This is a genomic window from Mycobacterium sp. SMC-4, assembly GCF_050205565.1.
GTDB lineage: Bacteria > Actinomycetota > Actinomycetes > Mycobacteriales > Mycobacteriaceae > Mycobacterium.
On the sequence record NZ_JBNMQU010000001.1, the window covers coordinates 1 to 25089 of the forward strand.

The 25089-nt window shown below is 68.6% G+C and carries 20 protein-coding genes and 2 pseudogenes; 9 read left to right on the forward strand and 13 right to left on the reverse strand.

Annotated elements, in window-relative coordinates; translation table 11 throughout:
* From ACQI46_RS00005 to ACQI46_RS00020, 4 genes and pseudogenes are all read right to left on the reverse strand, one after another.
* A pseudogene (locus ACQI46_RS00005) lies at nt 1–182 on the reverse strand (RNA-binding protein); the annotation flags it as partial.
* A 563-nt stretch (nt 183–745) separates the two neighbouring features.
* Nucleotides 746–1594, reverse strand: coding sequence for a pseudouridine synthase (locus tag ACQI46_RS00010; RefSeq protein WP_427092751.1), 849 nt, complete (start codon nt 1592–1594; stop codon nt 746–748).
* Nucleotides 1595–1647: 53 nt separating this feature from the next.
* On the reverse strand, nt 1648–3378 hold the full coding sequence (locus ACQI46_RS00015) for a glycerol-3-phosphate dehydrogenase/oxidase (RefSeq protein ID WP_427091911.1): 1731 nt from the start codon (nt 3376–3378) through the stop codon (nt 1648–1650).
* 61 nt (nt 3379–3439) lie between these two features.
* Nucleotides 3440–4855, reverse strand: coding sequence for an NAD(P)H-quinone dehydrogenase (locus tag ACQI46_RS00020; protein WP_427091912.1), 1416 nt, complete (start codon nt 4853–4855; stop codon nt 3440–3442).
* Between the two features lie 40 nt (nt 4856–4895).
* Here ACQI46_RS00020 and ACQI46_RS00025 point away from each other — a divergent pair, with 40 nt between their 5' ends.
* Nucleotides 4896–5375, forward strand: coding sequence for a gamma-glutamylcyclotransferase (locus tag ACQI46_RS00025; protein ID WP_427091913.1), 480 nt, complete (start codon nt 4896–4898; stop codon nt 5373–5375).
* Nucleotides 5376–5487: 112 nt separating this feature from the next.
* Here the strand turns inward: ACQI46_RS00025 and ACQI46_RS00030 are convergent, their stop codons facing one another.
* The 4 genes from ACQI46_RS00030 to ACQI46_RS00045 form a co-directional block, all read right to left on the reverse strand.
* Nucleotides 5488–6375 carry a hypothetical protein gene (locus tag ACQI46_RS00030; protein WP_427091914.1) on the reverse strand — a complete coding sequence of 296 codons (888 nt, stop codon included), beginning with the start codon at nt 6373–6375 and terminating at the stop codon, nt 5488–5490.
* Between the two features lie 230 nt (nt 6376–6605).
* Complete coding sequence (locus tag ACQI46_RS00035; RefSeq protein ID WP_427091915.1) at nt 6606–9455, reverse strand: RND family transporter; 2850 nt, start codon at nt 9453–9455, stop codon at nt 6606–6608.
* Between the two features lie 349 nt (nt 9456–9804).
* The gene (locus tag ACQI46_RS00040) at nt 9805–10974 is read right to left on the reverse strand and encodes a M20 family metallopeptidase (RefSeq protein ID WP_427091916.1); all 1170 of its coding nucleotides are present in this window, start codon (nt 10972–10974) and stop codon (nt 9805–9807) included.
* Nucleotides 10971–12149 carry a M20 family metallopeptidase gene (locus tag ACQI46_RS00045; protein ID WP_427091917.1) on the reverse strand — a complete coding sequence of 393 codons (1179 nt, stop codon included), beginning with the start codon at nt 12147–12149 and terminating at the stop codon, nt 10971–10973. The genes ACQI46_RS00040 and ACQI46_RS00045 overlap by 4 nt, the downstream gene beginning before the upstream one ends.
* Nucleotides 12150–12198: 49 nt before the next feature.
* On the opposite strand from ACQI46_RS00045, the gene ACQI46_RS00050 reads away from it, so the two are divergent.
* Complete coding sequence (locus ACQI46_RS00050) at nt 12199–12984, forward strand: purine-nucleoside phosphorylase (RefSeq protein ID WP_427091918.1); 786 nt, start codon at nt 12199–12201, stop codon at nt 12982–12984.
* Here the strand turns inward: ACQI46_RS00050 and ACQI46_RS00055 are convergent.
* Complete coding sequence (locus ACQI46_RS00055; RefSeq protein ID WP_427091919.1) at nt 12930–14030, reverse strand: AbrB family transcriptional regulator; 1101 nt, start codon at nt 14028–14030, stop codon at nt 12930–12932. The two genes, ACQI46_RS00050 and ACQI46_RS00055, sit on opposite strands and share 55 nt — an antisense overlap.
* A gap of 25 nt (nt 14031–14055) precedes the next feature.
* Between ACQI46_RS00055 and ACQI46_RS00060 the strand changes: the two genes are divergently transcribed.
* Nucleotides 14056–15654 carry a phospho-sugar mutase gene (locus ACQI46_RS00060; protein WP_427092752.1) on the forward strand — a complete coding sequence of 533 codons (1599 nt, stop codon included), beginning with the start codon at nt 14056–14058 and terminating at the stop codon, nt 15652–15654.
* 28 nt (nt 15655–15682) lie between these two features.
* Here the strand turns inward: ACQI46_RS00060 and upp are convergent, their stop codons facing one another.
* Complete coding sequence (upp, locus tag ACQI46_RS00065; protein ID WP_427091920.1) at nt 15683–16306, reverse strand: uracil phosphoribosyltransferase; 624 nt, start codon at nt 16304–16306, stop codon at nt 15683–15685.
* 63 nt (nt 16307–16369) lie between these two features.
* Between upp and ACQI46_RS00070 the strand changes: the two genes are divergently transcribed.
* The 3 genes from ACQI46_RS00070 to satS are packed head-to-tail and all read left to right on the forward strand — an operon-like array spanning nt 16370 to nt 19055.
* Entirely contained in the window at nt 16370–16663 is a 294-nt protein-coding gene (locus ACQI46_RS00070) for a type VII secretion target (RefSeq protein ID WP_427091921.1), read from the forward strand.
* Nucleotides 16663–17757: a C40 family peptidase gene (locus tag ACQI46_RS00075; protein ID WP_427091922.1), complete on the forward strand. Its 1095-nt coding sequence runs from the start codon at nt 16663–16665 to the stop codon at nt 17755–17757. Before ACQI46_RS00070 ends, ACQI46_RS00075 begins: the two co-directional genes overlap by 1 nt.
* 44 nt (nt 17758–17801) lie before the next feature.
* A complete protein-coding gene (gene satS / locus ACQI46_RS00080; protein WP_427091923.1) occupies nt 17802–19055 on the forward strand; it encodes a protein export chaperone SatS in 1254 nt (417 codons plus the stop codon).
* A 212-nt stretch (nt 19056–19267) separates the two neighbouring features.
* Here the strand turns inward: satS and ACQI46_RS00085 are convergent, their stop codons facing one another.
* From ACQI46_RS00085 to ACQI46_RS00095, 3 genes and pseudogenes are all read right to left on the reverse strand, one after another.
* A complete protein-coding gene (locus ACQI46_RS00085; protein WP_427091924.1) occupies nt 19268–20356 on the reverse strand; it encodes an adenosine deaminase in 1089 nt (362 codons plus the stop codon).
* 22 nt (nt 20357–20378) lie between these two features.
* Nucleotides 20379–21731, reverse strand: a pseudogene (locus ACQI46_RS00090) (thymidine phosphorylase); the annotation flags it as partial.
* A gap of 56 nt (nt 21732–21787) precedes the next feature.
* Nucleotides 21788–22204, reverse strand: coding sequence for a cytidine deaminase (locus ACQI46_RS00095; RefSeq protein ID WP_427091925.1), 417 nt, complete (start codon nt 22202–22204; stop codon nt 21788–21790).
* Nucleotides 22205–22510: 306 nt separating this feature from the next.
* Here ACQI46_RS00095 and sdhC point away from each other — a divergent pair, with 306 nt between their 5' ends.
* Genes sdhC through sdhA form a run of 3 tightly spaced genes read left to right on the forward strand, consistent with a single transcriptional unit; the run spans nt 22511 to nt 25088 of the window.
* Nucleotides 22511–22849 carry a succinate dehydrogenase, cytochrome b556 subunit gene (sdhC, locus tag ACQI46_RS00100; protein ID WP_427091926.1) on the forward strand — a complete coding sequence of 113 codons (339 nt, stop codon included), beginning with the start codon at nt 22511–22513 and terminating at the stop codon, nt 22847–22849.
* On the forward strand, nt 22846–23313 hold the full coding sequence (locus tag ACQI46_RS00105) for a succinate dehydrogenase hydrophobic membrane anchor subunit (protein WP_427091927.1): 468 nt from the start codon (nt 22846–22848) through the stop codon (nt 23311–23313). The genes sdhC and ACQI46_RS00105 overlap by 4 nt, the downstream gene beginning before the upstream one ends.
* Nucleotides 23314–23333: 20 nt before the next feature.
* Complete coding sequence (gene sdhA / locus ACQI46_RS00110) at nt 23334–25088, forward strand: succinate dehydrogenase flavoprotein subunit (protein ID WP_427091928.1); 1755 nt, start codon at nt 23334–23336, stop codon at nt 25086–25088.
* Nucleotide 25089 lies beyond the last annotated feature (1 nt).

Sequence of the window (25089 nt, forward strand, 5' to 3'; positions counted from 1 at the left end):
GGCGGGGGCGGTGGTGGCGTCAACACGCTGTCGAGGTACCACAGCGGATCCGAGCATCCGGTGACGTCGACGAACCTGCCGCCGATCGAGCCACAGACCGTCGCCGACGCCGTCGGCGGCATCAGGTTGACCACTCCACCGGCAATCACGGCCGTGGCCGCGCACAGCAAGACCTTGCGCACCGATCCTCCTCGCCTGCCGTTGCAACGCCGGTCAATTGTGGCAGTCCACCGGGACTCCCGCGGCCGAACGGCACTTCCTAGCAACTGTCCTGTGAAGACGTTTCGTGCCGGCGAGCGATAATCGTCCGGGCAATTGCTTCGGCCCATAGAGCTACCACAGCATCGTCGTCACGACGGTCCCGCAGATCAAGGTTCCGTCGTCTTCGTGATCTCGCTGCAGAGCGCACCACCGTCATAGCGAACCCCGATGCCATCAACGAGGTGGTCGACACCCGTGTGCAGCCCCATCCAGTGAACACGGAGTTGAACGCGCGACGCGCTTTGCCAGATCTGGGGCATTGCCGGTGAAAATGCTGGAAATGTCCTTAGACACACTCACCATGAGATAACACTGCGTTCTACCAGCAAATACGCTGCAGAAACGTTTATTTACAATTCAACAATCCGCATCGCGAACGCTTCTGCGATGTCGTAGATTCACTTTGTACGTGTCATGCGACGCGGACTGTGCGCGCTCAGATCGCAATAAAACGAACGAGGGGAATTGCGATCTGAGCGCACACCTATGTCTGGGGTAGCTGACGCGCACTGACGAATCGGTGCGGCACCCCGGTCAGCGGATCCTCGAATTCCAAGGTGTGCGCCAGCAGGTGCAGCGGCGTCGAGAAGTCGTCGGCGGGAACGTCGATCACCGTCGGATACAGCGGATCACCGAGAATCGGCAGCCCCAACGAATTCATGTGCACCCGCAACTGATGTGTACGGCCCGTGCGCGGCGTCAACCGGTAGAGCCCGTCACCGAGATGTTCGATCACGGTTGACGCGTTCGGCTCGCCGTCCTCCTCGACCGCCTGTAACTGCCCGCGGCGCTTGACGATCCGGCTGTCCACGGTCAACGGGAACGTCACCTCCGGCGAGACGCAGGCGCGGGCCAGATACGTCTTGCGGACCCGGCCGCCGGCGAACATCGTCTGGTACGCGCCGCGCACCTGCGCGCGAGTGGTGAACACCAGCACCCCTGCCGTCAACCTGTCCAGTCGGTGCGCCGGACTCAGCTCCGGCAGATCCAGCGAGCGACGCAGCCGCACCAGCGCGGTCTGGGTGACATGGCGTCCGCGCGGCATCGTCGCCAGGAAATGCGGCTTGTCGACGACCACGAGGTTGTCATCGCGGTAGAGCACCGGGACGTCGAACGGCACCTGCACCTCGTCACGCACGTCGCGATACAGGTAGACGAACGCGCCGGGCGGCAGCACCGTCGCCGCGGTCACCACCGCACCGTCGGCGGCCACCACCTCCCCGGTGAGCACCTTCTGCGCGGCCGCGTCGCCGAACCGGTCGGCCAACTCGACGAGCACCGCCCCACCCCGCAGCCGTACCCGGGCCGGGCCCAACCCATCTCGGACCGGCAGCGGCGGCTGTGCCCTCCCCCGGGTCGCTGCGCTCTTGCCCCCAGGGACCGGCCTCAAGTCAGCGGTACCGGTTCGAGAATCTCGGCACGCGCCTCGGGCGCGGCGACGCGCAGCGCGTCGGCGGATTCGTCGTCGGGCTGCTGCTGGCTGCGCACCTCGGCATCGACACGCGCACAGTACGTGTCGACTTCACGCGTGACGTCCTCAGCACTCCAATTCAGGATCGGCGCAACCACTTCGGCGACCTCGCGGGCGCAATCGACACCGCGGTGCGGATACTCGATCGAGATGCGCATACGCCGGGCCAGGATGTCCTCCAGGTGCAGCGCGCCTTCGGCTTCGGCGGCATACGCCGCTTCGACCTTCAGATATACCGGCGCTTCGGTGATCGGCTCGAGCAACTCGGGTCGATCCTTGGCCAGCGACAGCACCTCCCCGATCAGCGAGCCGTACCGGTCCAGCAGATGTCGCACCCGATACGGGTGCAGGTTGTATTGCGCTCCCACGCTCTGGGTTTGGTTCACCAACGCGAAGTAGCCGTCGGCCCCCATCAGCGGCACCTTCTCGGTGATCGACGGCGCCACCCGCGTCGGGATGAACTCCGCTGCCGCGTCGATCGCGTCCTCGCCCATCACCCGATAGGTGGTGTACTTACCACCGGCGATCGCCACCAGACCGGGCGCGGGCACCGCGACGGCATGCTCACGCGACAGCTTCGAGGTCTCCTCGCTCTCCCCCGCCAACAGTGGTCGCAGCCCGGCATACACCCCGTCGATGTCGCCGTGGGTCAACGGAGTGGCCAGCACCTTGTTGACGTGCCCGAGGATGTAGTCGATGTCGGCCTTGGTCGCCGCAGGATGCGCCAGGTCCAAATTCCAGTCGGTGTCGGTGGTTCCGATGATCCAGTGCGTGCCCCACGGGATCACGAACAGCACCGACTTCTCGGTGCGCAGGATGATCGCGACCTCGCTGACGATCCGGTCCCGCGGCACCACGATGTGCACACCCTTGGACGCCCGCACCCGAAAGCGTCCGCGCTCCTTGGACAGTGCCTGGATCTCGTCGGTCCACACGCCCGTCGCATTGACGACGACGTGACCGTGTACCTCGGTGACCGACGCGTCCTCCGAATCGCGCACCCGCACCCCGGTGACCCGGTCACCTTCGCGCAGCATCGCGACCACCTGCGTCGACGTCCGCACCACCGCACCGTAGTTCGCGGCGGTGCGCGCCACCGTCATGGTGTGGCGGGCGTCGTCGACAACCGTGTCGTAGTAACGGATCCCGCCGATCAAGGAGCTGCGTTTCAGCCCCGGCGACAACCGCAGCGCACCGGCACGGGTCAGATGTTTCTGTGGCGGAACAGATTTCGCGCCGCCGAGCTGGTCGTAGAGGAAGATGCCCGCCGCGATGTAGGGCCGCTCCCACCACCGATTGGTCAGCGGAAACAAAAACGGCAGCGGTTTGACCAGATGCGGCGCCAACGTCGTCAACGACAGCTCGCGCTCGTACAGCGCCTCGCGCACCAGACCGAACTCGAGTTGCTCGAGGTAACGCAGTCCGCCGTGGAACATCTTGCTGCTGCGGCTCGACGTCCCCGATGCGAAGTCGCGGGCCTCGACCAGCGCCACTTTCAGGCCGCGGGTCGCTGCATCCAGCGCGGCGCCGGCACCGACGATGCCACCGCCGATCACCACCACGTCGAACTGCTCGCTGCCCAGCCGCTCCCAGGCGACGGCGCGCTGGGCAGGATTGAGGAAGGTCTGCGGGGAAGGATTGCTCACGCGCGCCCTCTCGTCACTGGCAGGTATGTCTCCAGGCTAGACGAGGTGGCGCGTTTGGTCCTCAGTCCAGGTCGTCGTGGGCCATCAGGCGACGAGCAGCCTCGACGATTGAACCCGACAGCGACGGATACACCGACAGCGTCTGCGCCAGATCGGTCACCGAAATACGGTTCTGCACGGCCAGCGCGATCGGCAAGATCAGCTCCGAGGCGATCGGCGCGACCACCACCCCGCCGATCACCACACCGGTGGCCGGACGGCAGAAGATCTTGATGAAACCGTGCCGGAGCAGGCTCATCTTCGCCCGAGCGTTCGTGTTCAGCGGCAGCATGATGGTGCGGGCCGGCACGCTGCCGTCGTCGATGGCGGTCTGCGGGATACCCACCGCGGCGATCTCGGGGCGGGTGAACGTCGCCGAGGCAACTGTCCTCAGCCGGATCGGCGAGACCCCCTCGCCGAGCGCGTGGTACATCGCGATGCGGCCCTGCATGGCCGCGACCGAGGCCAGCGGCAGGAGACCGGTGCAGTCGCCGGCGGCGTAGATACCCGCGGCCGGAGTGCGCGACACGCGGTCCACCGGGATGTAGCCGCCCGGGTTGAGCTCGACGCCCACCCGCTCCAAACCCAGGTTCGCGGAGTTGGGAACGGAGCCAACGGTGATCAGCGCGTGGCTGCCGTCGACGACGCGGCCGTCGGTCATGGTGACACGGACCCCGTCACCGTTGCGGGTGACCGACTGGGCGCGCGCGTTCTTGACCAGCGTCACGCCCCGTTCGGCGAACACTTCCTCCAGCACGGCCGCGGCGTCGGAATCCTCGTGCGGCAGGATCTGGTCGCGGCTCGCAACCACGGTCACGTCGACGCCGAGCTCGGTGTAGGCATTGCAGAACTCCGCGCCGGTGACCCCGGAACCCACGATGACCAGGTGATCGGGCAGCTCCTCGAGGTCATACACCTGGCGCCACGTCAGGATCCGCTCACCGTCGGGTTCGGCGTGGGGCAGCACGCGGGGGCTGGCCCCGGTGGCGATGAGCACCACGTCGGCCTTGAGCACCCCGACCTTGCCGTCGTGGGTGGTGACCCGGACGCGGTGACTGGCCAGCCCCGGGACGTCGTCGACGAGCTCGGCGCGCCCGTGCAGGATCGTCACGCCCTGGTTGAGCAACTGGCTGCCGATGTCGGCCGACTGCGACGCGGCCAGCGTCTTGACGCGGTTGTTGATCTGCGCCAGAGAGATGGGCGCGTCCTCGATGCCCAGGTCGAAGCCCAGCCCGCCCGCACGGCGCAGCTCGGTGCGCACCCCGGTCGAGGCGATCAACGTCTTCGACGGCACGCAGTCATAGAGCACGCAATTGCCGCCCAGACCGTCAGAGTCGACGACCGTCACCTGTGCGACGTCGCGGCCATAAGCGGCGGCCACCAGTGCCGCCTCGTAGCCCGCCGGTCCCCCTCCGATGATCACGATGCGCGTTGCCACCGCTCCAACTTATCGCCGACGATGCGATTAAGCTTCACGCGTGCCGCTCTACGCCGCCTACGGATCGAACATGCATCCCGAGCAGATGCTGCAGCGCGCCCCGCATTCCCCGATGGCCGGAACGGGCTGGCTGCACGGCTGGCGGCTGACGTTCGGCGGCGCGGACCTGGGCTGGGAGGGCGCGCTGGCCACCGTCGTCGAAGATCCCGACTCCAAGGTGTTCGTCGTGCTGTGGGACATGACCAAGGAAGACGAGGAGAACCTCGACCGCTGGGAGGGCTCCGAACTCGGCGTGCACAAGAAGATCCGCTGCCGGGTGGAGCGGCTGTCGTCGGACACCGACACCGACCCGGTGCTGGCGTGGCTGTATGTGGTGGATGCCTGGGAGGGCGGGCTACCGTCGGCGCGCTATCTCGGAGTGATGGCCGACGCCGCTGAAATCGCCGGTGCCCCAGCGGCTTACGTACGCGACATCCGGACCCGTCCGGCCACCAACGTCGGCCCCGGAGCCAGCGGCTAGTTCCGTTTCGGGTCGCCTTGTTTTGGCGCGCCTTGTTTCGGCTCGCCTTGTTTTGGCGAGTGCGCGTGTCTGCGGGTCGACACACCGCTGTTCGTCGGCATTTTGCGCGCGCTCACGCCGCTCGAGCGTCATAAAGCTGCCCGTCGAGCCGGGCCACCAGCTCCCCGGACCGGTATCGCACGTCGTCGAACACGATCGGCACGACCGTCCACCCGACGTCCATCAGCGCCGCCTGACGCCTGCGGTCGTTGGCCATCGCCTCCGGGTTCGAATGCCAGTCCACGCTGTCGTACTCCACGGCCAGCCGCGCGTCGGGCCAGGCGAAGTCGAGCCGGCGCAGATCACCGTTGCCGTCGACGATCTCGTACTGCAACTCCGGGATCGGTAGGTTGCCGTCGATCATCACCAGCCTGGCCTCGCTCTCCATCGGCGACTCCGCGCGTGGGTCGGCCAACGGCAGCAGTTGCCGCACCGCGACGATGCCGCGCCGGCCCTTCTGCTCGATCGCGGCTCGCCACAGGTCCGGAAGCGTGCAGGTCCCGCTGCGCAGTGCGGCGTCGAGCGTCGCCAGCGCCCGGCCGCGCCTCAGGCTCCGCGCGACCTCGATGGCCGTCCACGCCGGGCTGGTGACGCGTCGCCCGTCGACCACCACCAGCGGCGCTCCGTCCCGGCGATGCACGACCAGTCCGTCGGCGTCGCGTAGTGCGCAGCCAGGCGGGTTGAGGACATGCAGGTCGTCGGGCTGTTCGGTGTCGAAACCATAGACCGCCGCGGCGGTGGCCAGACACACTGCGACGGGCCTGCCCGCCGAGAGGTCCAGCCCGCGCAGCCGCAGAAGGTCAGTCGGTTCTCCGAGGCAGTACACGCCCTGCCAAATGCGTTCCAGCACACCGGTTTCGACGTAGACATCGAAGCGGTGACGGGTCAGGTGGCCGAGGATCTGCCCGGTGGTCGCCACACCGCCCTGACTTGTGAACAGTTGCAGGAGTCCGTCGTTCATGACTCCATGCTGTGGCCGCGGCGGACGCCGATACTGCGCCGGTTGCCCTGGCTGGGGATGGGATCGCGTCTGGGGATGACGGGCGCGCGACGCGCGAAGCGGCGCTAATGTCGCGCCCGCGAGCCACGAGCGCGCGCAAAGTGCTGACGCAACACGGCGTGTCGAGGGACAGACACGCGCGCTCGCGCAAACGACGCGAACAGACCTGGGCGGCGGGGTGGGTGGGAGTCCTAGCTGGAGATCTGCTGCTGCGGCTCGCGCTTGGGCCAGGGCATCGGGACGGGCCGGTAGCGCACGCGCTGCGGCCACCAGAACCATCGGCCCAGCAGCGTCGCGATCGACGGCGTCATGAACGAACGGATCACCAGCGTGTCGAAGATCAGACCCATACCGATGGTCGTACCGACCTGCCCGATGATCGTCAGATCGCTGACCGCCATCGTCATCATCGTCAACGCGAACACCATGCCCGCGGCGGTCACCACCGAGCCACTGCCGCCCATGGTCCGGATCAGGCCTGTCTGCAGGCCGGCACCGATCTCCTCTTTCAGGCGCGCCACCACCAGAAGGTTGTAATCCGCGCCGACCGCCAACAGGATGATCACCGCCATCGGCAACACCATCCAGTGCAGTTCGATGCCGATGATGTGCTGCCACACCAGCACTGACAATCCGAACGATGCGCCCAGCGAGAGCACCACCGTCCCGACGATCACCGCGGCGGCGACGATCGCCCGCGTCAGGATCAGCATGATGATGAAAATCAGCCCGACAGCGGCGATTCCGGCGATCAGCAGGTCGTAGCGGGTGCCGTCGGCCATGTCCTTGAACGTGGCCGCGGTACCGCCGAGGTAGATCCTCGAACCCTCCAGCGGCGTGCCCTTGACCGCTTCCTTGGCAGCGATACGCAGCGCGTCGATCTTCTCGATGCCATCCGGGGACAACGGGTCGCCCTCATGGGCGACGATGAACCGCACGGCATGCCCGTTGGGCGAGATGAACTGCTCGATACCCCGCTGGAAGTCCTTGTTCTCGAAGGCCTCCGGCGGCAGATAGAACGTGTCGGAGTTCCAAGCATCATTGAACGCGTCGCCCATCGCGGTCGCGTCCTCCGACATCGCCGCCTGCTGCTCCAGCTGGCCGTTCTGGGTCTGATACATCTTCAGCATCATTTCCCGCTGCGACCGCATCGACTCGATCTGCGACGGCATCAGCTCGATCAGCTTCGGCATCTGCGCGGCCATGCGTTCCATGTCCGGCAACATGTCCTGGATGCTGTCGGTCATGGTGTTCATCCCGTCGATCATGTCGAACAGCGATCGCATCGACCAGCAGACGGGGATGTTGTAGCAGTGCGGTTCCCAGTAGAAGTAGTTGCGGATGGGCCGGAAGAAGTCGTCGAGGTTGGCGATGTGGTCCCGCAATTCGACGGTGTTGACCGTCATGCTCTTCATCTTCGCGACCATGCTGTTGGTGATGTCGGACATCTGCCCCATCAGGCTCTGCATCTTCTCCATCGTGTTGATGGTCTTCTGCAGTTCCTCGGCCTGAAGGAGCATGTCGTCCATGCGTTCCAACATGTACTTCTCGTTGAGGTCCTGAGTCCCGCCCTGCCGGCTCATGGCGTACGGGATCGACGTGCTCTTGATCGGCTTGCCGTCCGGGCGCGTGATGGTCTGCACACGACCGATGCCCTCGACGGCGAACAGCGCCTTGGCAATCTTGTCGATGACGAGGAAGTCGGCCGAGTTGCGCAGGTCGTGGTCACTTTCGACCATGACGACCTCGGGATTGAGCCGCGCCGGGGAGAAGTGCCGCTCCGCGGCGGCGTAGCCGACGTTGGACTCGATGTCGTCGGGCAGGTACATGCGGTCGTTGTAGCTGGTCTGGTAGCCGGGAAGCGCCAGCAGGCCGATCAATGACACCGCCACGCTGGCCACCAGGACCGCCCCCGGCCAGCGCACGGTGAGCGCGCCCATCTTGCGCCAGCCACGCACGCGCATCGCACGCTTGGGCTCGAGCAGACCGAACTTGCTCGCGATCGTCACCAGGGCCGGACCGAACGTCATCGCGACCGCGATCAGCACCAGCATGCCCAGCGCCAACGGCACACCCAGGCTCTGGAAGTACGGCAACCGGGTGAAGCTCAAACAGAACGTCGCACCCGCGATGGTCAGACCGGAGCCCACGATGACGTGGGCGGTGCCGCCGAACATCGTGTAGTACGCCTCTTCGGTGGTGGCTCCACTGCCGCGGGCTTCCTGGTAGCGGCCGATCAGGAAGATGGCGTAGTCGACGGCGATCGCGATGGCCAGGGTGACGAGCAGGCTGGTCGCGAACGTCGAGAGCCCGATGATGTCGTGGTAGCCGAGGAACGCGACCGCGCCGCGCACCGTCATCAAGCTCAGGCCGACCATCACCAGGATCAGCAGCGTCGTCACGATCGACCGGAAGAACAACAGCAGCATGATCGTGATGACGAGGAACGTCAGCGCCTCGACGAAGCGCATGCTGCTGTGGCCGGCCTCCTCCTGCTCGGCGGCCAGCGCCGACGCACCGGTGACGTAGGCGTCCACGCCCTCGGGCGGCTGGCTGGTCTGCACCAATTCCTGCACGGCGCGCACCGACTCGTTGGCCAGCGCCTCACCCTGGTTGCCTGCGAGGTAGACCTGGAAGTACGTCGACTTCCCGTCGGCGCTCTGCGCGCCCGCGGCGGTCAGCGGATCGCTCCACAGATCCTGCACATGCTCGACGTGCTTGGTGTCGGCTTCGAGGGCGCTGATCAGGTCGGCGTAGTACGCGCGGGAGTCGTCGCGCAGCGGCTCCTGGCCCTCCAGCACGATCATCACCGAGCTGTTGGACTCGTATTCCTCGAAGACCTCGCCGATGTGCTCCATCGAGATCACGGCGGGCGCGTCGTCGGGGCTCATCGACACCGACCGCAGCTTGCCGACCTCTTCGAGCTGCGGCACCGAGATGTTGAAGAACGCCGCGATCGCCAGCCAGATCAAGATGATGGGGATCGACGCGAGGCGGATGAACCGGGCGATGCCGTAAAAGTGCGGCCTAGGCCCGTTCACCGGCGACTCCTCCAGAGACTTACTCGAAAGTCGTTACGGCACAGCCGCCTTCGACCGGGATGCAAAAGTACCTAGCTACACTAAGCCAATCGGCCGAGTATTGACAAGCCGACCGGCCAACTAGTGATCTGCGGCCATCCGCAGCCGCGCAGTGACCTGGGATACAGTTCCGGCGCAGCGTGAGGGGACGGAATGGCCAAGCCGCCTGCTCGACATTCTGCTGGGCCTGACGCAGAGGTTCCTAGCGTGTGCGTGCCCGTCACTTGGGCGCCGCTCGCGCGGTGCGAGGGCGCGCAAAATGCCCACGAATCACGGCGTGTTGAGGGACAGACACGCGCGCTCGGCAAAACTAGGTGACCGCGTGGTCGATGAGGTTCACCATCAGCCGCACGCCGACACCGAGGGCGCGCTCGTCGAGGTCGAACGTCGGCTGGTGCAGATCCAGCTGTGGGCCCCGACCGCTCCACACACCCAGGCGGGCCATCGCGCCGGGCACCTCCTCGAGATACCAGGAGAAGTCCTCGCCGCCGCCGGACTGGCGGGTGTCGGCGAGCACGTCCGGACCGATCGCCTCGATCGCGTGGGTGAGAATCCGTGTGGACACCTCTTCGTTGACCACCGGCGGCACGCCGCGCCGGTACAGCACGCTGTGCTCCATGCCCAGCGGTGCCAGCAGCGACGAAACCGTGTCGCGCACAATGTGTTCCAGCGTCAGCCAGGTCTCGCGGCTGGCGGTGCGGATGGTGCCGGCCAGCGAGCCGGTCTGCGGGATCGCATTGGCCGCGACGCCGGCGTTGACCGCACCCCACACCATGACCGTGCTGTTGCGTGGGTCGATACGCCGCGACAGCACGCCGGGCACCCCGGTGATCAGCGTGCCCAGCCCGTAAACCAGATCACCGGTCAGATGCGGACGCGACGTGTGCCCGCCCGGCGAATGCAGCGTCACCTCGACCTGATCGGCGGCCGACGTGATCGGCCCCGGCCGCACCGCGACCTTGCCGACCGCCAGCCGCGGATCGCAGTGCAGCGCGAAGATCCGCGACACCCCCGTCAACGCGCCCGCGGCGATCGCGTCGAGCGCCCCGCCGGGCATCAGTTCCTCGGCGGCCTGGAACAACAGCCGCACCCCGACCGGCAACTCGGGCGCCGACGCCATCGCCATCGCCGCGCCCAGCAGCACCGCGGTGTGCGCGTCGTGACCACACGCGTGCGACACCCCCGGCACCAGCGACGAGTACGGCAAACCGGTGCGTTCATCCATCGGCAGCGCATCCATGTCGGCGCGCAACGCCACCCGCGGACCGTGCTCGGGCCCGAAATCACACGTCAGGCCCGTCCCTCCGGGCAGCACCTTCGGGTTGAGCCCGGCGTCGGCCAGCAGCGACGCGACGAACTGCGTCGTCTGGAACTCCTGCCGCCCCAACTCGGGATGCTGATGCAAATGCCGGCGCCACCTGACCAAATCGTCGTAATGGGCCGAGAGCCACCGCGCGGCGGCGTGGGCCAGCACGCTCATGAGGCCCGCCTGAACTGCCGCGCCAGCACCCGGTCGCGCTCGGCGGGCGTCTCGGCCAGCGCCACGACGGTGCGGGCCAGCATCACCGCGCCCTCGACCACCGCGGTGTCCGCGCTCGCCGACACCGCGGCCGCGGTGAACTCGGGCTGATGGATCGACGCGCCGCCGGACTCGATGCCGATCACCGGGTGGATGCCGGGCATCACCTGCGTGACGTTGCCCATGTCGGTGCTGCCCAACGGCACCGATGCCTCCAGCTCGGCGGGCACCGGGGTGCGTCCCAGTCGCGTCATCTCCTGACGCACCGTCGCCGACAGCCACGGGTCGGGGGCGAGTTCCGCGTAGGCCGGGGCGGTTTCGTCGACGACGTGCTCGCAGCCGGTGGCGACCGCACCTGCGGCGAAGCAGCCCGACATCCGGGATTCCAACTCGCGCAACGACCCCGAGTGCGTCGCCCGCATCGTGTAGTGCAGTTCGGCGCGCGCCGGGATCACGTTGGCGGCCTGCCCGCCGTGCGTGACGATGCCGTGCACCATCTGCCCGGGCGCGAGCTGTTGGCGCAGCAGCCCGATGGCCACCTGCGTGACGGTGACCGCATCGGCGGCGTTGACACCGAGATGCGGCGCGACCGCGGCGTGCGACTCGCGGCCGAGGTAGCGGATCGTCACCTCGGAGAGAGCCAGCGAGCGCGCGGCGGCGATGTCGATCGGCCCGGGATGCAGCATCACCGTCGCGGCGATGTCGTCGAACACACCGGCGTCGAGCATCAGCACCTTGCCGCCACCGGATTCCTCCGCGGGGGTGCCCAGCAGCACCACGGTCAGACCCAGCTCGTCGGCGACGTCGGCCAGCGCCAGCGCGGTGCCGACCGCCGACGCGGCGATGATGTTGTGCCCGCAGGCGTGCCCGATCTCGGGTAGCGCGTCGTACTCGGCGCAGATACCGATGACCAGCGGTCCGCTGCCGAACACCGCACGGAACGCGGTGGGCAGACCGGCCACTCCGGCGGTGATGTCGAAGCCGCGCTCGGCAACGAGCTTCTGGGTTTTGGCGCAGCTGCGGTGTTCGTCGAACGCCAGCTCCGGTTCGGCGTGGATGGCATGCGACAGCTCGATCAGGTCACCGCGGCGCCGCTGCACGGCGTCTTCCACGCGAGGCGCGGCGGTGGTGGGCATGGGGGCCAGTATCTCACTGCATGCCCGAGCCCGAACTAGGCTGCCCGTCATGGACGACCTCGCCGCCGCGGCTGCCGCCGACCTGGCCGAGCGCACCGGCGTCGACCGGCACGACGTCGCCGTCGTCCTCGGTTCCGGATGGGCGCCGGCGGCCACGCAACTCGGCGACCCGACGGCCGTCGTCGCGATGGCCGACCTGCCCGGCTTCAGCCCACCCAGCGCGCAGGGCCACCGCGGACAGGTGCTCTCGCTGCGCATCGGGACCCACCGCGTGCTGGTGCTGCTCGGCCGCATCCACGCCTACGAGGGCCACGACCTTCGTCACGTCGTGCATCCGGTGCGCACCGCGTGCGCGACAGGGGTGCACACCGTCGTGCTGACCAACGCCGCGGGCGGCCTGCGCAGCGACATGCACGTCGGCCAGCCGGTGCTGATCAGCGACCACCTCAACCTCACCGGCCGCTCCCCACTGGTCGGCGCCCGGTTCGTCGACATGGTCGACGCGTACTCGCCGCGACTGCGCGACGTGGCCCGCGCCATCGATCCGACGCTGGCCGACGGCGTCTACGCCGGGCTACCCGGCCCGCAGTACGAGACGCCGGCCGAGATCCGGATGCTGCGCACCCTCGGCGCGGACCTGGTCGGGATGTCGACGGTGCACGAGACGATCGCCGCGCGCGAGGCCGGCGCCGAGGTGCTCGGCGTCTCGTTGGTGACCAACCTGGCGGCCGGGATGACCGGAGAACCGCTCAGCCACACCGAGGTGCTCGAGGCCGGGCGTCAATCGGCGACGCGGATGGGCTCGCTGCTGTCGTCGGTGATCGAGCGCCTCTGAGCCTTCCCGCTCAGCCTCGCCACCCCGCGCGCCAGCAGCGGCGCGCAGAACAGCATCAACAGAATCCGCACCACCTGCGCGGCGATCACGAACGTGACGTTGACGCCGGTCTCGGCGGCGGTGGCCAGCACGGCGTAGACCCCGCCCGGGCTCGTCGCGAGGTAGCCCTCCAGCAGCGTCACGTCGGCCACGCGCGCGAGCACCACCCCGAGGCCCGCGGTCGCCACACCCAGCGCGACGATCAGCGTCACCGCCAGCGGCAGCAGGCGCCCCACCGCGCGCAGCGACTCCCGGGTGAACGCCAGCCCGGCCTGCCAGCCGATCAGCACGTAACCGATCTGCACCAGCACCTCGGGCACGGACAGGTCGAACGACAGGCCGCTGAGCTCCACCGCGACCGTCAGCGCGAGCGGACCGAGCAGACCCGCGCCGGGCAGCCGGACCCTGCGCGCGGCGTACCCGCCGATGAGGACGAGAGCGATCAGCATCGGCAGGCTCAGATACCAGCGTTGGGCGGCCTCCCGTTCGAAGGTGCCGTGCGAGGTGTCGGCATGGAAGACCAGCGTCACGACCAGCGGCATCGACGCAGTGATCAGCGCCACCCGCAGATACTGCACCACCGCGACCACGCGGTCGTCACCGCCGAGTTCGCGCGCGATCGCCACCAGACCCGATGCGCCGCCGGCCACCAGCGCCAACGCCCCGGTCAGCGGCGTCACGTCGCGGTGCAGGCCCAGCAGCACGCCGGCCAGGACACTGAGGGCCAGCGTGGCGACGGCGACCGCCGCGACGATCGGCCAGTCGTCCCGCAGCGTCGACAGTGCGTCCTGCTGCACCATCGTGCCGATGTAGACACCGAGAACCCCTTGGGCGGCCACCCCGAGCCGACGGGGCACCCGCGTCTGCCCGGAGACCGTGAGCGCGAACACGATTCCGACGACCAGCCCGGCGAACAGCGCCGCCGACGGCACGCCGAGCAGCGTCAGCGGCACCGTGGCCGCGACCGTCGCCGCGGCCAGCACCGCCCATCGGAGAATGCGTCGCATTCATCCTGGATACCCTCCGGGCATGATCTCGGTGCAGGAGTGGCTGGCCCACGACCCCGATCCCGGCTCCGCGGCCGAGCTCGCGGCGTGCAGCGACGACGAGCTCGCCGACCGGTTCGCCCAGACACTGACGTTCGGCACCGCCGGACTGCGCGGGCCGCTGCGCGCGGGCCCCAACGGCATGAACCTCGCGGTGGTGCTGCGCGCGACGTGGGCGCTGGGCACGGTGCTGAAAGAGCGCGACTTGGCCGGGTCGACGGTGGTGGTCGGGTACGACGCGCGGCACCGGTCGGCAGAATTCGGGCGTGCGGCCGCCGGAGTACTTGCTGCTCAGGGATTTTCGGTGACGCTGATGTTCATGCCGGCGCCGACGCCGGTGGTGGCGTATGCGGTGCGTTCTCTGGGCGCGGCCGCCGGTGTGCAGATCACCGCGTCGCACAATCCGCCGAGCGACAACGGCTACAAGGTGTATCTGTCCGGCGGCCTGCAGATCGTCTCACCGACCGACCGGGACATCGAAAACGCCATCGCCACAGCACCTTACGCCGATGAGATCCCGCGGCAGCCAGTGACGGCGACCGGCGCGGACCTGGTGCGCGGCTACGTCGAACGTGCCGCGACGGTGCGACGCACCGTCGGCTCCCTGCGCGTCGCACTGACCCCGATGCACGGCGTGGGCGGCGAACTCGCGCTGGACGCCCTGGCGCTGGCCGGCTTTTCTGACGTGCACGTGGTGTCGCAGCAGTTCGCGCCGGACCCGGACTTCCCGACCGTCGCGTTCCCCAACCCGGAAGAGCCGGGCGCCTCGGATCTGCTGCTGGCGCTGGCCGCCGACGTCGACGCCGACCTGGCGATCGCACTGGATCCCGACGCGGACCGGTGCGCGATCGGGATCCCGACACCGTCGGGCTGGCGCATGTTGTCGGGTGACGAAACCGGTTGGCTGCTGGGTGATTACGTATTGTCCACGTGTGCCGTGGACCGGCCGGTGGTGGCCAGCACCGTGGTGTCGTCGCGGATGCTGGCGTCGATCGCCGCCGCGCACGACGCCCGGCACGTCGAGACCCTGACCGGCTTCAAGTGGTTGGCCCGCGCGGACTTCGAGGTCGACGGCACGCTGGTCTACGCCTACGAAGAGGCGATCGGGCACTGCGTGGACCCCGAGGCGGTGCGCGACAAGGACGGCATCAGCGCCGCGGTGCTGGCGTGTGATCTGGTGGTGGCACTGCGGGACCGCGGGATGACCGTGCTCGACGCGCTCGACGAACTGGCCCGCCGCCACGGCGTGCACACCACGACCGCGGTGACCCACCGGGTGTCCTCGGCCGGCGAGGCGGCCGAACTGATGGGCCGGTTGCGCACCTCCCCACCGAAGGCCATCGCAGGCTTCGAGGTCATCGTGGAGGACCTGTCTCCGCACACCGACGCGCTGGTGTTCACCGGCGGCGACGACGCGGCCGCGGTGCGGGTCGTGGTGCGACCGTCGGGAACAGAGCCGAAACTCAAGTGCTACATCGAAATTCGGTGTGCCGGCGAGCTGGGCGATGCACGCTCGCGCGCCGCCGCGCTTCAGGAGTCCGTCGCCGCCGAAATTGCATTCCACGCGCGTCAAAGCGCGAGTTGACGCGCGTGGAATGCAATTTCGGCGAGAATCAGCGCGGGCCGAACTGACGGTCCCCGGCATCCCCGAGTCCCGGCACGATGTAGGCGAAGTCGTTGAGACCGGAGTCCACCGCCGCGGTGTACAGCCGCAGATCCGGAGAAACCTTCTCCAGCGCCGCGAGCCCCTCCGGGGCGACCACCACACAGATCGCGGTGACATCGACAGCGTCGCGGCTGTACAGCAGTTCCAGTGTGTGGGCCATCGAGCCGCCGGTGGCCAGCATCGGATCCAGCACGATCACCGGCTGCCGGCTCAGATCATCCGGCAGCGACTCCAGGTACGGCGTCGGCTGGTGCGTCTCCTCGTTGCGAGCCACCCCGACGAAACCCACGCGGGCCTCCGGGATCAGCTCGTGGGCCTGGTCGACCATGCCCAGACCCGCACGCAGCACCGGCACCAGCAGCGGCGGCACCGCGAGCCGCGCACCCGCCGTCTCGACCAGCGGCGTACGCACCGACACGACGTCGATGGGCAACTCCCGCGTCGCCTCGTAGACGAGCATCAGCGTCAAATCCCGCAGGGCGGCCCGGAACCCGGCGTTGTTGGTGCGCTCGTCGCGCAGAGTGGTCAGCCGAGCCGCGGCCAGCGGGTGGTCGACAACGCGGACATCCATGACTGCGAACCTTAACGGGAACCAAGCGGCGGTTCGCGGCGTCCTAACCGTATGTACGCGCACTTGTCCGTCGATCCCGACCTCGTCCGCGGCTACGGCACCGCTTCATCAGGTCAATCCGCCGATCTGCACGACGTGGCCGGACGCCTGACCGCCGTCGGGGCCGGCGCAACGGCGATGTTCGGGCCCGTCGGCGCCCGGTTCTTGGCGGCACTGGCGCAGGTTGCGGCCGCGGAGGCCGGCACGGTCACCGCGCTGGGCGGCGCACTGGCCGACACCCGCGTCGCGGCAGGCGGTGCGGCCGCGGCGTACGAGAGCACCGACGCCGACGCCGGCGCCGCGCTGGGGTGGTGGTGATGCCGACCCCGCTGGTTTCGGCGCTGGCGGCGCCCATCCGTCACGTTCAGTCCCTGGTCGGGCCCGGCTGGACCGGTGACCCCGCCGCTGATCCCGCGGTGGTGCTCGGGGGTGTGCGCGACCTGCTCACCGGTATCGCTTCCGACGCCGAGCGCGCCTGGCGCACCGTCGACGCGGGCTGGTCCGGGGCGGGCGCCGACGCGGCAGCCGAGTTCGCGGCGTCCACCGCGGCCGCGATCGACAGCGCCGCCGAACGCGCCGGCCGCCTGGGCACCACTGCCGACCGGGCCGCGGCCGCGGTCGCTGGCGCACATCGCCGGCTGCAGGACCTCGTTGAGGAGTTCGAAGCCAAGGCCGGCGCGCTGGAACCTCGGCTGGACTCGCCCGGTGTGGCCAAGCAGCTGCTCACCGAAGCGCGCGACGCGCTGGCACGGGCCATCGCGATCGTCGAGGAGCTACAGGCCGAACTGGACGCGCAGGCGCGGACGGTGACGGCCCAGGCTCCCCCGCCGCCGCCGGCCGCGTCGACGTCTCCGGCGGGCTGGTCGGGCGCGGGCGGCGGGATCCCCTCCGGCCCGGTAGGCGGCGGCGCCGGCCCGGCGGGCGGCGGCGCGGCGCCGGCCGCTTCCGGGCTGGCCGAGTTGGTGAGCTCGGTGCGGCCCGACGGCGCGGACACCCCCGACGCCGCGACGTTCGGCGACGGGGTGGCCGTTCGGCTGCCCGACGGCACGGTCGTGATGGCACCCAACCCCGTCGCCGCGGACGCGGTGCGGCACGCGCTGACCCAGCTCGGTGTGCCGTACCAATGGGGCGGCACCACACCGGGAGTCGGCCTGGACTGCAGCGGCCTGACCCAGTGGGCCTACAGCCAGGCCGGGCTGGACATTCCGCGACTGGCCCAGGAACAGGACATCGGCGCGGCGGTGCCCGCGGCCGACCTGCGTCCCGGGGATCTGGCGGTGTGGGACGGCCACGTCGCGATGGTCGTCGGCGACGGCACCATGATCGAAGCCGGCGACCCGGTCAAACTCTCCCCGATCCGGACGACCAATCTCAGTCAGGGATTCCAGGGCTTCTGGCGGCCGACGGGCTAGCGTGCCCGCAAAATCGACGACCACTGCCCATTAGGCTGTGCGCCATGGCTGACATCGTGCCGATCGGGCTGAGGCTCACCAAGGGCGACGTGTACACGTTGTGGGCGCCGCGGTGGCGCGCCGAGGGCGACGAGTGGGAGGCGTTCCTCGGCAAGGACGAGGATCTGTACGTGTTCGACTCGGTCGCCGACCTGGTGGCGTTCGTGCGCACCAACACCGACAACGACCTGGCTGATCACCCGGCCTGGGAGAAGCTGACCACGCAGAACGCGCATCGGCTGGCGCCGACCGAGGAGCACACCCACGACCTGGCCGCTTTCGAGGAGATCCTGTCGGCCAAGCCGACCGAGGACGGCGTGCGCACACTGCACGGCTCGCTCGCGGTGGTGTCGTCGATCGGCTCGGTGTGTGAGCTGCCCGCGGTGACCAAGTTCTTCAACGGCAACCCGGTGCTGGGGACCGTCGGCGGCGGAGTCGAGGCCTTCTCCGGCCGCGCCGGACGCAAACGCTGGGCCGAGATCGAGAAGATCATCGCGCGCGGCTGGGACAACGTCGTTTCCGCCATCGACGAGATCATCACCACCCCGGACGTCGACGCCGCGGCGGCGCGCACCGCCCAGGAGGAGCTCGACGGACCGGCGCCGGAGCCGGAAGACGACATCGACGACGTGGTGATCGACGACATCGTCGACACCGACGAGGAGTCCGCCGAGCTGGCCGCGGCCGCCGAGCAGAAGGTACTCGGCAGCGACGAGGACTTCTGGGCACGCGTCGGCATCGACCCCGTGCGGATCATGACCAGCGGCGGGTCCTACTTCACGCTGCGCTGCTACCTCGACGACCGGCCGATCTTCCTGGGCCGCAACGGCCGGATCAGCGTATTCGGCTCGGAGCGCACGCTGGCGCGCTACCTGGCCGACGAGCACGACCACGACCTGTCCGATCTGGCCACCTACGACGACATCCGCACCGCGGCCACCGACGGCTCGCTGCGCGTCGACGTGACCGACGACAACGTCTACGTGCTCACCGACATCGCCGACGACCTCGCCGAAGGACCCGAGACGCTCGACCGCGACCAGGTCGAGCTGGCCGTGGAACTGTTGCACGACATCGGCGACTACGCCGAGGACCCGAGCGTTTCCGCGAAGCTGGCGCCCGATGCCCCGCTGGGCCGGGTCATCGCCTACGCGTTGGACCCGGCGTCTGTGTCCCGGCCGAACCCGCCGTACGCCGACGCCGTCACCGAGTGGGAGTCGCTGGAGCGCTTCGTCGAGTCCCGCCTCCGGCAGGAGTAGCGCGCCTCTACCCGTTCCGGCCGAGCGCGGGTCTCCTTGTTTTGGCGAACGCGCGTGTCTGCTGGTCGACACGCCGCGCAACGCCAACAGTTTCGTCGCGCTCGGCGGGCGCGAGCGCGCGCTGCCTGCCGCCGATCACCGGCGTGTCGAGGGACAGACACGCGCGCTCGGCCAAACGAGCCGCGCGTGCGCTCGGAACGAAAGCCCGGGGGTCAGCCGATCAGGACCGCGTAGCGCGGCTTGATCACCTCGTCGATGATGGCCAGGCGCTCGGGGAATGGGATGAACGCCGACTTCATCGCGTTGATGGTGAACCGTTCCAGATCGCTCCAGCCGTAGCCGAACGCCTCGACGAGCCGCAGCATCTCCTGGCTCATCGTCGTGTCGCTGATCAACCGGTTGTCGGTGTTGACGGTGACGCGGAAACGCAAGCGCGCCAGCAGGTCGAATGGATGGTGGGCGATGCTGGGCACCGCGCCGGTCTGCACGTTCGAGCTCGGGCACATCTCGAACGGAATCCGCTTGTCGCGCAACAGCGAGGCCAGCCGGCCCAGCCGCGGGGTGCCGTCGGCATCGGCGGTGATGTCGTCGACGATGCGCACGCCGTGTCCGAGCCGGTCAGCCCCGCAGAACGCGATCGCCTCGTGGATCGACGGCAGCCCGAACGCCTCCCCTGCGTGGATGGTGAAGCGCGCATTGTTGCTGCGCATGTACTCGAACGCGTCGAGGTGCCGGGTGGGTGGATGGCCCGCCTCGGCGCCGGCGATGTCGAAACCCACCACGCCCTTGTCACGGAACCGCACGGCCAGCTCCGCGATCTCCCGCGACCGCGCAGCGTGCCGCATCGCGGTCACCAGACAGCGCACCGTGATGGTGTGCCCGTCGGCCGCGGCAGCCTTCTCGCCGTCAGCGAACCCGGCCAGAACGGCGTCGACGACCGCGTCCAACGACAGCCCGCCGTCGATGTGCAACTCGGGTGCGAACCGCACCTCGGCGTAGACGACGTTGTCTGCGGCCAGGTCCTCCACGCATTCGTAGGCGACGCGGTGCAGCGCATCAGCGGTCTGCATGACGCCGACGGTGTGCGCGAACGGCTCCAGATAGCGTTCGAGCGATCCGCTGTGCGCGGCGGTGCGGAAGAACGTCGCCAACTCGTCGACGTCGTCGGCGGGCAGTGCGTCATAACCGGTCTCGGCGGCCAGCTCGAGCACGGTGGCGGGCCGCAGCCCGCCGTCCAGATGGTCGTGCAGCAGAGCCTTGGGGGCCTTGCCGATGGTTTCCAGGGTCAACGGTGTCGTCACCTCTGCGAACCTCCTCATCACTGATTCGGTCGATGATCAGCGGCCGTGACGGCGGGGGGTGGTCGCCGACGGCCCAGGCGCCGTCGAGCTCCGACAGTGCCGCACCGAATCGCTGCGGCGTGTCGGTGTAGAGGGTGAACAGCGGCTGGCCGGCCGCGACGGGTTCACCCGGTCGTCGGTGAATGTGCAGTCCGGCGCCGAACTGCACGTGCTGGCCCGGCTCGGAACGGCCTGCTCCGAGCCGCCACACCGCCAGCCCCACCGCCATCGCGTCGATGTCTCCCATGGTGCCATCACGTGGCGCGAGGACGGTTTCGCTGTGCGCGCCGATGGGCAGCGGCCGGCCCAGGTCACCGCCCTGCGCGGCGACCAGGCGGCGGAACTGGTCCATGGCGGTCCCGTCGCGCAGTGTCTGGGCCGGATCGACGCTGTCGATCCCGGCCGCGTCGAGCATCTCCCGCGCCAGCGTGACAGTCAGCTCCACCACGTCCTCGGGTCCACCGCCCTCGAGCACCTCCAGGGATTCGGCGACCTCGACGGCGTTGCCGACGGCCCGGCCCAGCGGGACGTCCATCGCGGTCAGGACCGCCCGGGTCGCGACGCCGTGGGCGGTGCCGAGATCGACCATGGTGCGGGCCAGCTCGCGCGATTCGGCTTCGGTCTTCAGGAACGCCCCGGCGCCGACCTTGGTGTCGAGCACCAGCGCGCGGGCACCCTCGGCGATCTTCTTGCTCATCACCGAGCTCGCGATCAACGGCAGCGACTCGGTGGTGGCGGTGACGTCGCGCAGCGCGTAGATCTTGCGGTCGGCGGGTGCGAGGTCACCGGCGGCGAAGATGGCTGCGCCGATGTCGGAGAGTTGTTGCCGGATACGGCCTTTGGACAACTCCGCGGTGAATCCGGGAATGGCCTCGAGTTTGTCGAGGGTGCCGCCGGTGTGGCCGAGGCCGCGCCCGGCGGCCTGCGGGACCGCTCCCCCGCAGGCCATGACGACGGGCACCAGCGGGATGGTGATCTTGTCGCCGACCCCGCCGGTGGAGTGCTTGTCCACCAACGCCAGCGGTCGCCCGTAGCGGCGCAGATCGCTGAAATCGAACCGGTCACCCGAGGCGATCATGGCCGCGGTCCACCGCGCGATCTCCGCGCCCGTCATCCCGCGCAGGAAGATCGCCATCAGCAGCGCGGACATCTGGGCGTCGGCGATGCGGTCGTGGGTGTAGGCGTCGATCACCCAGTCGATGGCGGCGTCGGAGAGCGCCGCGCCGTCGCGTTTGGTCCGGATGACCGTGGGCGCGTCGAACGGCCCGTCAGACTCAGGCGCGTCGAACGGCCCGTCAGACTCAGGCGCGTCGAACGGCCCGTCAGGCTCAGCCACGTCGAACGGCCCGTCAGGCTCAGGCGCGTCGAACGGCCCGTCGGATGTGGCGTGGGTCACGGCGTTTCCCGACGATCCCCGCGCGCCAGGTCGTCGGGCCCGAACGCGTCGGGCAGCAGGTCGCGCAGCGCGCGGGGGCCGGTCGGGTGGTCGATGAGGAGGTCGGGTCCGCCGTGCTCGAACAGCACCTGGCGGCAACGCCCGCAAGGCATCAGCACCTCGCCGTCAGGGCCGACACAGGCCAGCGCGACCAGCCGTCCGCCACCGCCGGAAAACAGGGCGCAGACCACTGCGCACTCCGCACAGAGACCTAGGCCATATGAGACATTTTCCACATTGCATCCGGTGACGATCCGGTCATCGGCGGTCAGCGCCGCCGCCCCCACCCGGAAGCCGGAATAGGGCGCATAAGCATGCGCAGACACCTCAACAGCCTTGCGCCGCAACACTTCCCAGTCGATTTCCAGGCTCACTTCAGGCCGCCCGAACCGAGTCTGAATCCATTCCGAACACCTCGTTACGCGACGCACGTTTTGGATAGGGCAACCTAACTTCTCCCCTTTTACCGGCGCATACGGCTCCACGCTAGTTCGTTCGGCAGTACAAAGGGGATTAGAGTCGCCCCGAGGTTTTGGGGCTGCGGTCCAGCACACCGTGCGCCCCACGCGTCCACCGATGGCGTTGGAGGTCACATGAGTACGGCGACATCACCTGATACCGGCATACCGGCGCCGCGATCCAAACCGCGACGCCGAACCCTGTATCGCGGTGACCCGGCCATGTGGTCGTGGGTGCTGCACCGCATCTCGGGTGCGACGATCTTCTTCTTCCTGTTCGTCCACGTGCTCGACACCGCACTGGTGCGCGTCAGCCCGCAGGCCTACAACGAGATCATCGCGACCTACCAGACGCCGATCGTCGGGCTGATGGAGGTCGGGCTCGTCGGCGCGGTGCTCTTCCACGCCCTCAACGGCATCCGCGTGATCCTCATCGACTTCTGGTCCGAAGGACCTCGCTACCAGCGCCAGATGCTCTGGGTGGTGGCCGGGGTCTTCCTCACCGTCCTGATCGCCTCAGTGGGCGTCATCGGCATGCACATGTGGGAGCGATTCCTATGACCGCACCGGCAGCAGACAACAAGCGCGGCCCGGAGGCTCCAGTCCTGCAGCGCAGCCACGACCGTCCGCCCGGCCTGGACAACCCCCGTTCGGCACGTCGCGGTGGCGGCATGCCGAACTTCGAGAAGTACGCGTGGCTGTTCATGCGGTTCTCCGGCGTGGTGCTGGTGTTCCTCGCGTTGGGCCACCTGTTCATCATGTTGATGTGGGAGGACGGTGTGTACCGCATCGACTTCAACTACGTCGCCGAGCGCTGGTCGTCGCCGTTCTGGCAGACCTGGGACCTGCTGCTGCTGTGGCTGGCTCAGCTGCACGGCGGCAACGGCATGCGCACGATCATCGCCGACTACAGCCGTAAGGACTCCACCAAGTTCTGGCTCAATTCACTGCTGGCGCTGTCGATGGTGTTCACGCTGGTGCTGGGCACCTACGTGTTGCTGACGTTCGACGCCACCATCGGCTGAGGTTTCCAGGGAGAGCACTGATGATTCACGAACATCGCTACGACGTCGTCATCGTCGGCGCCGGCGGCGCCGGCATGCGGGCGGCCGTGGAAGCCGGACCGCGGGTACGCACCGCGGTGCTGACCAAGCTGTACCCCACGCGTTCGCACACCGGCGCGGCACAGGGCGGCATGTGCGCGGCCCTGGCCAACGTCGAAGAGGACAACTGGGAGTGGCACACCTTCGACACGGTCAAGGGCGGTGACTACCTGGCCGACCAGGACGCCGTCGAGATCATGGCCAAAGAGGCCATCGATGCGGTGCTCGACCTCGAGAAGATGGGGATGCCGTTCAACCGCACCCCCGAGGGCCGCATCGATCAGCGCCGCTTCGGCGGGCACACCCGCGACCACGGCAAGGCGCCGGTGCGTCGCGCCTGCTACGCCGCCGACCGCACCGGCCACATGATCCTTCAGACGCTGTACCAAAACTGCGTCAAGCACGACGTCGAGTTCTTCAACGAGTTCTACGCCCTGGACATCACGCTCACCGAGACCGCGGGCGGTCCGGTGGCCACCGGTGTCGTCGCCTACGAGTTGGCGACCGGCGACATCCACGTCTTCCACGCCAAGGCGATCGTGTTCGCCACCGGCGGGTCGGGCCGGATGTACAAGACCACCTCCAACGCGCACACGCTGACCGGCGACGGGCTGGGCATCATCTTCCGTAAGGGACTTCCCTTGGAAGACATGGAGTTCCACCAGTTCCACCCGACGGGTCTGGCGGGCCTGGGGATCCTGATCTCCGAGGCCGTGCGCGGTGAGGGCGGCCGGCTGCTCAACGGCGAGGGCGAGCGCTTCATGGAGCGCTACGCGCCGACGATCGTCGACCTGGCGCCGCGCGACATCGTCGCCCGCTCGATGGTGCTCGAGGTCCTCGAAGGCCGCGGCGCCGGCCCGAACAAGGACTACGTCTACATCGACGTCCGCCACCTCGGCGAGGACGTGCTGGAAGCCAAGCTGCCCGACATCACCGAGTTCGCCCGCACCTACCTGGGTGTGGACCCGGTCAAGGAGCTCGTGCCCGTCTACCCGACGTGTCACTACGTCATGGGCGGCATCCCGACGACGGTCAACGGCCAGGTGCTGTCGGACAACACGACCATCGTGCCCGGGCTCTACGCCGCCGGCGAGTGCGCGTGCGTGTCGGTGCACGGCGCCAACCGGCTGGGCACCAACTCGCTGCTGGACATCAACGTGTTCGGTCGCCGCGCCGGCATCGCCGCCGCGAATTACGCACTCGGACATGACTTCGTCGAGCTTCCGGAGAACCCGGCGGCCATGGTGACCGGCTGGGTCAGCGACATCCTGGGCGAGCACGGCCACGAGCGCGTCGCCGACATCCGCGGTGCGCTGCAGCAGTCGATGGACAACAACGCCGCGGTGTTCCGCACCGAGGAGACGTTGAAGCAGGCGCTGACCGACATCCACGCCCTGAAGGAGCGGTACGCGCGGATCACGGTGCAGGACAAGGGCAAGCGCTACAACAGCGACCTGCTCGAAGCCATCGAGCTGGGCTTCCTGCTCGAGCTGGCCGAGGTGACCGTGGTGGGTGCGTTGAACCGCAAGGAATCCCGCGGCGGCCACGCCCGCGAGGACTACCCCAACCGCGACGACACCAACTACATGCGTCACACCATGGCCTACAAGGAAGGTACGGACCTTCTGAGTGACATCCGGTTGGACTACAAGCCCGTCGTGATGACTCGTTACGAGCCGATGGAACGGAAGTACTGAG

Coding starts and splice junctions, on each gene's coding strand:
- ACQI46_RS00050 (WP_427091918.1), top strand. CDS start 12,199: ATGGACGACCTCGCCGCCGCGGCTGCCGCCGACCTGGCCGAGCGCACC.
- ACQI46_RS00030 (WP_427091914.1), bottom strand. CDS start 6,375: ATGAACGACGGACTCCTGCAACTGTTCACAAGTCAGGGCGGTGTGGCG.
- ACQI46_RS00075 (WP_427091922.1), top strand. CDS start 16,663: ATGCCGACCCCGCTGGTTTCGGCGCTGGCGGCGCCCATCCGTCACGTT.
- sdhC (WP_427091926.1), top strand. CDS start 22,511: ATGTGGTCGTGGGTGCTGCACCGCATCTCGGGTGCGACGATCTTCTTC.
- ACQI46_RS00040 (WP_427091916.1), bottom strand. CDS start 10,974: ATGAGCGTGCTGGCCCACGCCGCCGCGCGGTGGCTCTCGGCCCATTAC.
- ACQI46_RS00045 (WP_427091917.1), bottom strand. CDS start 12,149: ATGCCCACCACCGCCGCGCCTCGCGTGGAAGACGCCGTGCAGCGGCGC.
- upp (WP_427091920.1), bottom strand. CDS start 16,306: ATGGATGTCCGCGTTGTCGACCACCCGCTGGCCGCGGCTCGGCTGACC.
- satS (WP_427091923.1), top strand. CDS start 17,802: ATGGCTGACATCGTGCCGATCGGGCTGAGGCTCACCAAGGGCGACGTG.
- sdhA (WP_427091928.1), top strand. CDS start 23,334: ATGATTCACGAACATCGCTACGACGTCGTCATCGTCGGCGCCGGCGGC.
- ACQI46_RS00105 (WP_427091927.1), top strand. CDS start 22,846: ATGACCGCACCGGCAGCAGACAACAAGCGCGGCCCGGAGGCTCCAGTC.
- ACQI46_RS00055 (WP_427091919.1), bottom strand. CDS start 14,030: ATGCGACGCATTCTCCGATGGGCGGTGCTGGCCGCGGCGACGGTCGCG.